The sequence below is a fragment of the Mesorhizobium sp. L2C066B000 genome, from assembly GCF_000502335.1.
GTDB lineage: Bacteria > Pseudomonadota > Alphaproteobacteria > Rhizobiales > Rhizobiaceae > Mesorhizobium.
Window position 1 is genome coordinate 180015 of record NZ_AYWZ01000010.1, and the last position, 8153, is coordinate 188167.

The window sequence follows — 8153 nt, forward strand, 5'->3', positions numbered from 1 at the left end:
ATCAAGCGCCGACCTCGTTTGTCGTTGCGAAAGGCGCCAGCGCTCCACGCGCGGCGACCCCCTCTGTCGCCTTTGGCGACATCTCCCCCTCAAGGGGGGAGATTACCGCTGCGCCAGCCTCGCGCTCTCCACCGCAATGCCGAGCAGCGCCTGCCGCGCCAGCGCTTCCGACAAATCCGGCCTGCGCCTGGTCTGCAGCACGGCCGATTGCAGCCGGTTCAGCGCGCGGCTGAGCGCCTCGACGTTCCAGCGCTCCAGCGCCTTCTCCACCAGCTTGCGCCGCGAGAAAAACACCGGTGCACGGGCGCCGGCCACTGCCGAGGCGGCGTTGCGGCCGGCGGTGTCCATCTGGCCGCGCATGACCTGAAGCTGCTGCAGCTGCCGCATCGCCGAGGACAGTACCAGGAAAGGATGGCCGCCGGACAGGCAGTGGCGGGTGAAGGCGGTGTCGAAGTCACCGATCCTGCCCTCCAGCACAGCATCGACCGCGTCGTCGAAGGAGGCGCCGGAGACGTCGCCGGACATCGCCCTTACGTCGTCGAGGCTGATGTCCTTCTGGCCGTGGGCATAAAGCACCAGTTTTTCGATCTCACCGCGTGAGGCCAACCGGTCGCCGCCGAGATTGCGGCGCAGCGCCTGGCGTGCGTCGAGCGCCATCGACATGCCGGCCTTGCGCAACTCGTCGTCGATGACGCTGTCGATGTCGCGGGCTTCATCGGCGTAGCAAGGCAGCGCCATGGCGTTGTCGGCCCCCTCGACCACGGCGCGCAGCCCGACGCCTTTTTTCAGGTCGCCGGCCTCGATGAGAATGATCGCGTCGCGCGCGGGCTCCGCGGTCAGCGCCTTGACGTCGTCGGCCAGCGCCTTCTGACCGCTGGCATTTCGCACCCACAGAAGCCGCCGGTCGGAGAACATCGGCACGGTCCGGGCTTCGTCGAGCAGCCGGCCCTGGTCGCGATCGACCTCCGCGCCGTCGAGCCGTACGACGGAAAACGGATCGTCGAGCGGCAGGCCAGTTTTCGCGGCAAAGGTTTTGGCCCGCTCGGCGACCAAGCCGCGGTCGGGTCCGTAAAGCAGGACGATTGATATGCGCGCTTCCGGCTTCGCCAGCCACGAATCGACTTCGTATCCTTTTTTCTGCGCCATTAGCGGTGGTTAGCATGGGGAGAGGGCGGAGTGAACGTTCTCCAGAGAGTTCGAGACCCTATTGCCCTTCCTCTCCCTCCGGAGGGGGGAGAGGTGGCTCGGCGAAGCCGAGACGGAGTGGGGGAACCACCTGGCAATCGCCGCGAACGGACAAAGGAAGGGCACTATCTCAAGCGTTGCCTAGCGCCCAAGGGTCGACCCCCACTCCGTCGAGCTTCGCTCGACAGCTCTCCCCCGATCGACGGGGGAGAGGAAAGCGCCAGTTCGCCGACCTTGATGCGTTCATCTCTCCCGGAGGCCGTGAAGTGACTATCCGCTGGAAATCCTGCAAAACTTTGCGCCTAATTGCGCGCCGCGCCCCAACATCGACAAGAAATTTCGCCGACATATCTGCATCTTGCGGTCGCCTGCCGGCCGACACGCCGGATGGGTTGCGGCGCCCCATGAATTGGCGCTGTGCCGGGCGCGCGGATGTGCAAATATCACCGCAGCAAATGGGAGGACCATGGTCATGACCGATGCTGGGATGTTGCGGTTTCATGTGCCGGAGCCGGAAGTGCGGCCGGGCGGAACGCCCGACTTCTCCAACGTGCCTATCCCCAAGGCGGGCTCGGTGCCGCGACCGGACATCGATGTCGATCCGCGCACCATCCGCGACATGGCGTTTTCGATCATCCGCGTGCTCAACCGCACCGGTGAGGCGGTCGGGCCGTGGGCCGGGCTGCTCACCGACGAGGAGCTGCTCGAGGGGTTGCGCCACATGATGACGCTGCGCAGCTTCGATGCGCGCATGCAGATGGCGCAGCGCCAGGGCAAGACTTCGTTCTACATGCAGCATCTGGGCGAAGAGGCGGTGAGCTGCGCTTTCCGCAAGGCGCTGATGCCGGGCGACATGAATTTCCCGACCTATCGGCAAGCCGGCCTGCTCATAGCCGACGGCTATCCGATGGTCACGATGATGAACCAGATCTATTCCAACGAGGCCGATCCGCTCAAAGGGCGGCAGCTGCCGATCATGTATTCGTCGAAGGAGCACGGCTTCTTCTCGATCTCCGGCAATCTGGCGACGCAATACATCCAGGCGGTCGGCTGGGCGATGGCTTCCGCTATCAGCAACGATTCGAAAATCGCGGCGGCGTGGATCGGCGACGGCTCGACGGCCGAATCCGATTTCCATTCCGCACTGGTGTTCGCCTCAACCTACAAGGCGCCGGTCATCCTCAACGTCGTCAACAACCAGTGGGCGATCTCGACGTTTCAAGGCATTGCGCGTGGCGGCTCCGGCACCTTTGCCGCGCGCGGCCTCGGCTTCGGCATTCCGGCGCTGCGCGTCGACGGCAATGATTATCTCGCCGTGCATGCCGTGGCCAAATGGGCGGCGGAGCGGGCGCGGCAGAATCTCGGGCCGACGCTGATCGAATATGTCACCTACCGTGCCGGCGCGCATTCGAGCTCGGACGATCCGTCGGCCTATCGGCCGAAGACGGAATCCGACGCCTGGCCGCTCGGCGATCCGGTGATGCGGCTGAAGAACCATCTGATCCAACGCGGCGTCTGGTCGGACGAGCGTCACGCCCAGGCCGAAGCGGAAATCCTCGAGACGGTGATCGCGGCGCAGAAGGAAGCTGAAGGCCACGGCACGCTGCATGCCGGCGGCAAGCCGTCGACGCGCGAGATGTTCGAGGGCGTGTTTGCCGAGATGCCGCCGCATCTCAGGCGCCAGCGCCAGCAGGCGGGAGTCTGACCATGCCGAGACGGACCATGATCGAGGCGATCCGCGACGCCATGGACGTGTCGATGGCGCGCGACGAACGCGTCATCGTCTATGGCGAGGATGTCGGCTTCTTCGGGGGTGTCTTCCGCTGCACGGCAGGCCTGCAAGCGAAGTACGGCAAGAGCCGCTGCTTCGATGCGCCGATCAACGAATCCGGCATTGTCGGCTCCGCCATCGGCATGGCCGCCTATGGGCTGAAGCCATGCGTGGAAATTCAGTTTGCCGACTACATGTACCCGGCTTACGACCAGCTGACGCAGGAAGCAGCACGCCTGCGCTACCGCTCGAACGGCGATTTCACCTGCCCGATCGTTGTCCGCATGCCGACCGGCGGCGGCATTTTTGGCGGCCAGACGCACAGCCAGAGCCCGGAAGCGCTGTTCACCCATGTGTCGGGGCTGAAGACGGTGGTGCCGTCCAATCCTCATGATGCCAAGGGGCTGCTGATCGCGGCGATCGAGGATCCCGATCCGGTGATTTTTCTGGAGCCGAAGCGGCTCTATAACGGACCGTTCGATGGCCATCACGACCGACCGGTGACGCCATGGTCGAAGCATGAACTGGGCGAGGTCGCCGACGGCCATTACACGGTGCCGCTCGGCAAGGCGGCGATCCGCCGGGCGGGCTCGGCCGTCACCGTGCTCGCCTACGGCACCATGGTCTATGTCGCGCAGGCGGCCGTGGAAGAAACCGGCATCGATGCCGAGATCATCGATTTGCGGACCCTGCTGCCGCTCGATCTCGACGCGATAGTCGCTTCGGTGAAGAAGACCGGACGCTGCGTCGTCGTGCACGAGGCGACACTGACCTCCGGCTTCGGCGCCGAGCTGTCGGCGCTGGTGCAGGAAAATTGTTTCTACCATCTGGAAGCGCCGGTGGCGCGCGTCACCGGTTGGGACACGCCCTACCCGCATGCGCAGGAATGGGATTATTTCCCGGGGCCGGCCCGTGTCGGCCGCGCGCTTCTCGAAACCATGGGAGCCTAGGGATGGGCGAACACATCATCAAGCTGCCCGATGTCGGCGAAGGCGTTGCCGAGGCGGAGCTGGTGGAATGGCACGTCAAGGTCGGCGACCTCGTGCGCGAGGACGCTTTGCTCGCCGCCGTGATGACCGACAAGGCGACGGTGGAAATACCTTCGCCGGTCGATGGCGAGATCCTGTGGCTGGGCGCCGAGATCGGCGACACGGTGGCGATCGGCTCGCCCATCGTGCGGCTGAAAGTGGCGGGGGAGGGCAATGTCGCCGAAGGCTCGAAATCGTCAGAGGTCACGGCGGCACCGACCCCCACCCCTGCCGGGGCGAGCCACGGGTCTCGCCCGTCCTCCGGACCCCCACAAGAGGGAGGCGTTTCGGCCACGAAATCCGACGCCAAGTCGCCACCACCTGCACCAGCAGCCAAAAGCGCACGGGCAGCTGAGACTGAATCCCCCTCCCCCTTGTGGGGAGGGGCTAAGGGTGGGGGTGCTGCGCCGACATCTAAAGGTGCGGCACCCTCCGGCGCGCCGCGCCCGGAGGGCGAAAAGCCCCTGGCGTCGCCCGCCATCCGGCTCAGGGCGAAGGAGGCGGGGATCGATCTGCGCCAGGTGTCGGGTACCGGCCCTGCCGGCCGCATCAGCCACGAAGATATCGAGGCATTCCTGGCACGCGGACCGCAGGTAGCGAAGGCGTCGGGTCTGGCGCGCAATGACAGCGTCGAGGATATCAAGGTCATCGGACTGCGGCGCAAGATCGCCGAAAAAATGTCGCTGGCGAAGTCACGCATCCCGCACATCACCTATGTCGAGGAGATCGACGTCACAGCACTTGAGGAGTTGCGCGCGGCGCTCAACAAGGAAAAGCGCAAGGGGGTGGAGAGGCCGAAGCTGACGCTGCTGCCGTTCCTGATGCGGGCGATGGTCAAGGCGATTGCCGACCAGCCCAACATCAACGCGCTGTTCGACGACGAGGCCGGCATCATCCATCAGCATGGCGGCGTCCATATCGGCATTGCCGCGCAGACGCCGTCGGGCCTGGTGGTGCCGGTGGTCAAGCACGCCGAGGCGCGCGACCTCTGGGATTGCGCGGCCGAGCTCAACCGCCTGGCCGAAGCGGCGAAGTCCGGCACGGCCAGCCGCGACGAGCTGTCGGGATCGACCATCACCATCACCTCGCTCGGCGCCATGGGCGGCGTGGCGACGACGCCGGTCATCAATCATCCTGAGGTGGCGATCGTCGGCGTCAACAAGATGATGGTGCGGCCGGTCTGGGACGGCACCCAGTTCATCCCGCGCAAGATGATGAACCTGTCATCGAGCTTCGATCACCGGGTGGTCGACGGCTGGGATGCGGCGGTGTTTGTGCAGCGGATCAAGGCGCTGATTGAGACGCCAGCGCTGATATTCGTGGATTGAGGGGCGGAACGACCGAGATGACGGCGGGACAGCGCCCCCCTCTGCGTTACCAGGCATCTCCCCCACAAGGGGGTAGATTGGACGTCACGCAGGGTTTCGCCAATCTCCATCGTTGCAGGAATGAGCGAAGCGAAGAAGCTGCTGATCTCCCCCCTCGTGGGGGAGATGTCCGGCAGGACAGAGGGGGGCGCGAAGGATCGCGACGGAACATTCCCTCGCATCAAAGGGTCACGCCATGAAAGAAATCTCCTGCAAGCTGCTGGTCATCGGCGCCGGGCCCGGCGGCTACGTCTGCGCTATCCGTGCCGGCCAGCTCGGCATCGATACGGTGATCGTTGAAGCCGGCAAACCGGGCGGCACCTGTCTCAATGTCGGCTGCATCCCGTCCAAGGCGATGATCCATGCGGCGGAAGAGTTCGAGAAGGTCGCGCATATGGCCGCCGGCAGCAGTCCGCTCGGCATCTCGGTAGCAGCGCCCGTGCTCGATCTCGGCAAGACGGTTGCGTGGAAGGACGGCATTGTTAGCCGGCTGACCGGGGGCGTTGCCGGGCTACTGAAGAAGGCCAAGGTCAAGACCGTTTATGGCTGGGCGACGTTCCGCGACGGCAAGACCGTCGCGGTCGAGACCGAGACCGGCACCCAGATCATCCGCGCCGAAACGGTTGTGATCGCCACCGGCTCGGCGACGGTGGAACTGCCGTTCCTGCCGTTCGGCGGCCCGGTGATTTCATCCACAGAAGCGCTGGCTCTCGGCGAGGTGCCGAAAAAGCTCGCCGTGGTCGGCGGCGGCTATATCGGGCTGGAACTCGGCATGGCGTTCGCCAAGATGGGCGCCGCGGTGACCGTGGTCGAGGCGCTGCCGCGCGTGCTGGCGCAGTATGATGCGGAACTGACCCGGCCGGTGGTGAAACGGCTGGCCCAGCTCGGCGTCGAGGTGATGCTTGGCGCCAAGGCCAAGGGGGTCAAGGGCGACGCGCTGCTGGTCGAGACCGCGGACGGCAAGAGCACCAAAATCGCGGCAGACAAGATCCTGGTCACGGTCGGCCGCAAGCCGGTGACGGAGGGCTGGGGCCTCGATCAGATCGATCTCGACATGGCCGGCAAGTTCATCAAGATCGACGACCAGTGCCGCACCTCGATGCGCGGCATCTATGCCATTGGCGACGTCACCGGCGAGCCGATGCTGGCGCACCGGGCGATGGTGCAAGGCGAAATGGTGGCCGAGATCGTCGCCGGCCACAAGCGCAGCTGGGACAAGCGCTCGATCCCGGCCGTCTGCTTCACCGATCCGGAGCTGGTGACGGCAGGGCTAACGCCGGAGGAGGCGAAGGCTTCAGGCGAAATCAAGATCGGCCAGTTCCCCTTCGCCGCCAACGGCCGGGCGATGACGAAACTCGGCGAGGACGGGTTCGTCCGCGTCGTGGCGCGGGCCGACAATCATCTGGTGCTCGGCATCCAGGCGGTCGGGCAAGGCGTGTCGGAACTGGCGGCGGCATTCGGGCTGGCGCTGGAAATGGGCGCGCGGCTGGAGGACATCGCCGGCACCATCCATGCGCATCCGACGCAGGGCGAGGGCTTCCAGGAAGCGGCGCTGAAGGCGCTGGGCCACGCGCTGCATATTTGAAGTGCGCTTACCCTCCCCCTTGTGGGGAGGGTCGGACCGCAGGTCNCCTCCCCACAAGGGGGAGGGTGGCCGCCCAGCCGTCGGTTGTCGCAGATCAGCGGAATGTACTAAGTGTCGGTCCATGGACACCGGCCTGAAGAAATACATCGCCATACGCTACAACATCGCCGCTGGCTTCAAGCCAAGCCAGTGGGACGGAAACGGCCGCGCCAATCTCGACCCGGTCTGGCTGGTCGAGCGCCTGGCGTTGTTCGACACCTATTGCGCGTCGTCGCTCGAAGGCCAGTCGCTGAAGGATTTTACCGTCCTTCTGGCGTTCGATGCCGATACGCACGAGAACTATATTCGCACCGTGTGCAGCTGCGTGGCCGGTGTCGACGTCAGGCCGATCCTTGTCGAGGCGGGCGAGGATTACAATGATCGCTTCAATGCCTTCGTCCAGGCCGATACCGATGCCGACTATGTTTCGCTCACGCGGCTCGACAGCGACGACGCGCTGGCGCCGACCTTCATGGAGCGCGTCGAGCACTACGCGCGCCGGGAGATCGAAAAGCGTGTGGTGGACCTGCAGCCGCTCTACATTGCCTTTCCGGACGGCCAGAATTTCGACACGGCAAGCGGACGCTACACGCACCACGACTATGTCACGTCGGCGTTCGGCACGCTGGTCGAAAGGAGATCGCCGGCGATGAGCGGCGTCTACAGCGAGCACCACGCAAAAATGGCGACGCGCTTCAACACCGTCGTGGCGGCATCGAAGGGCGCGCAATGGTGCATCGTCATCCATGACAACAACGCCGCCAACGTGTTGAGGGGGAAGCCGGTCTCGGGGCCCTCCTTCACGGTGGGCCGACCGGGTGTCGAACCCAAGGTGCCAGCGCGAAGGCAAAGCGCGCCACGACAGGCGACGCAGCCCCGCATGGCGCCGCGGACCGCAGGCAACTTCATCCGGTTTCTGCTCGGACGACCGATGGCTCTGCGGAAGTAGCGGGCGCTTCACCCTCCCCCTTGTGGGGAGGGTCGATCGCGGAGCGGAGCGGGGTGGGGGTCCTCGCCAACCGTCGGCGCTCACCCCCACCCCGTCTCGCCATCTCCGCTTCGCTCCGATTGCGCGCCGACCCTCCCCACAAGGTCATAGGCGCTAAGATAGGTGTTGCCCTGCGGAATCGGGTGTGATTCTACACTGCGATGACACACGAATCGCTTGTTGATGACGG

Annotated in this window: 6 protein-coding genes; 5 read left to right on the forward strand and 1 reads right to left on the reverse strand. The window is 65.3% G+C overall.

Annotated elements, in window-relative coordinates; all coding sequences use genetic code 11:
* Window positions 1-102: 102 nt before the first annotated feature.
* Window positions 103-1146 carry a DNA polymerase III subunit delta gene (gene holA / locus X733_RS145625; protein WP_023819328.1) on the reverse strand — a complete coding sequence of 348 codons (1044 nt, stop codon included), beginning with the start codon at window positions 1144-1146 and terminating at the stop codon, window positions 103-105.
* 511 nt (window positions 1147-1657) lie between these two features.
* Between holA and X733_RS145620 the strand changes: the two genes are divergently transcribed.
* From X733_RS145620 to X733_RS145600, 5 genes are all read left to right on the forward strand, one after another.
* Complete coding sequence (locus X733_RS145620; protein ID WP_023706775.1) at window positions 1658-2890, forward strand: 3-methyl-2-oxobutanoate dehydrogenase (2-methylpropanoyl-transferring) subunit alpha; 1233 nt, start codon at window positions 1658-1660, stop codon at window positions 2888-2890.
* 2 nt (window positions 2891-2892) lie between these two features.
* Window positions 2893-3906 (forward strand): alpha-ketoacid dehydrogenase subunit beta, encoded by a 1014-nt coding sequence (locus tag X733_RS145615; protein WP_023687603.1) that lies wholly within the window; start codon window positions 2893-2895, stop codon window positions 3904-3906.
* Between the two features lie 2 nt (window positions 3907-3908).
* On the forward strand, window positions 3909-5312 hold the full coding sequence (locus tag X733_RS145610; RefSeq protein ID WP_023687604.1) for a dihydrolipoamide acetyltransferase family protein: 1404 nt from the start codon (window positions 3909-3911) through the stop codon (window positions 5310-5312).
* 235 nt (window positions 5313-5547) lie between these two features.
* Window positions 5548-6936 (forward strand): dihydrolipoyl dehydrogenase, encoded by a 1389-nt coding sequence (gene lpdA, locus X733_RS145605; RefSeq protein ID WP_023819329.1) that lies wholly within the window; start codon window positions 5548-5550, stop codon window positions 6934-6936.
* A 121-nt stretch (window positions 6937-7057) separates the two neighbouring features.
* Window positions 7058-7924, forward strand: coding sequence for a glycosyltransferase (locus X733_RS145600; protein ID WP_023819330.1), 867 nt, complete (start codon window positions 7058-7060; stop codon window positions 7922-7924).
* Window positions 7925-8153 lie beyond the last annotated feature (229 nt).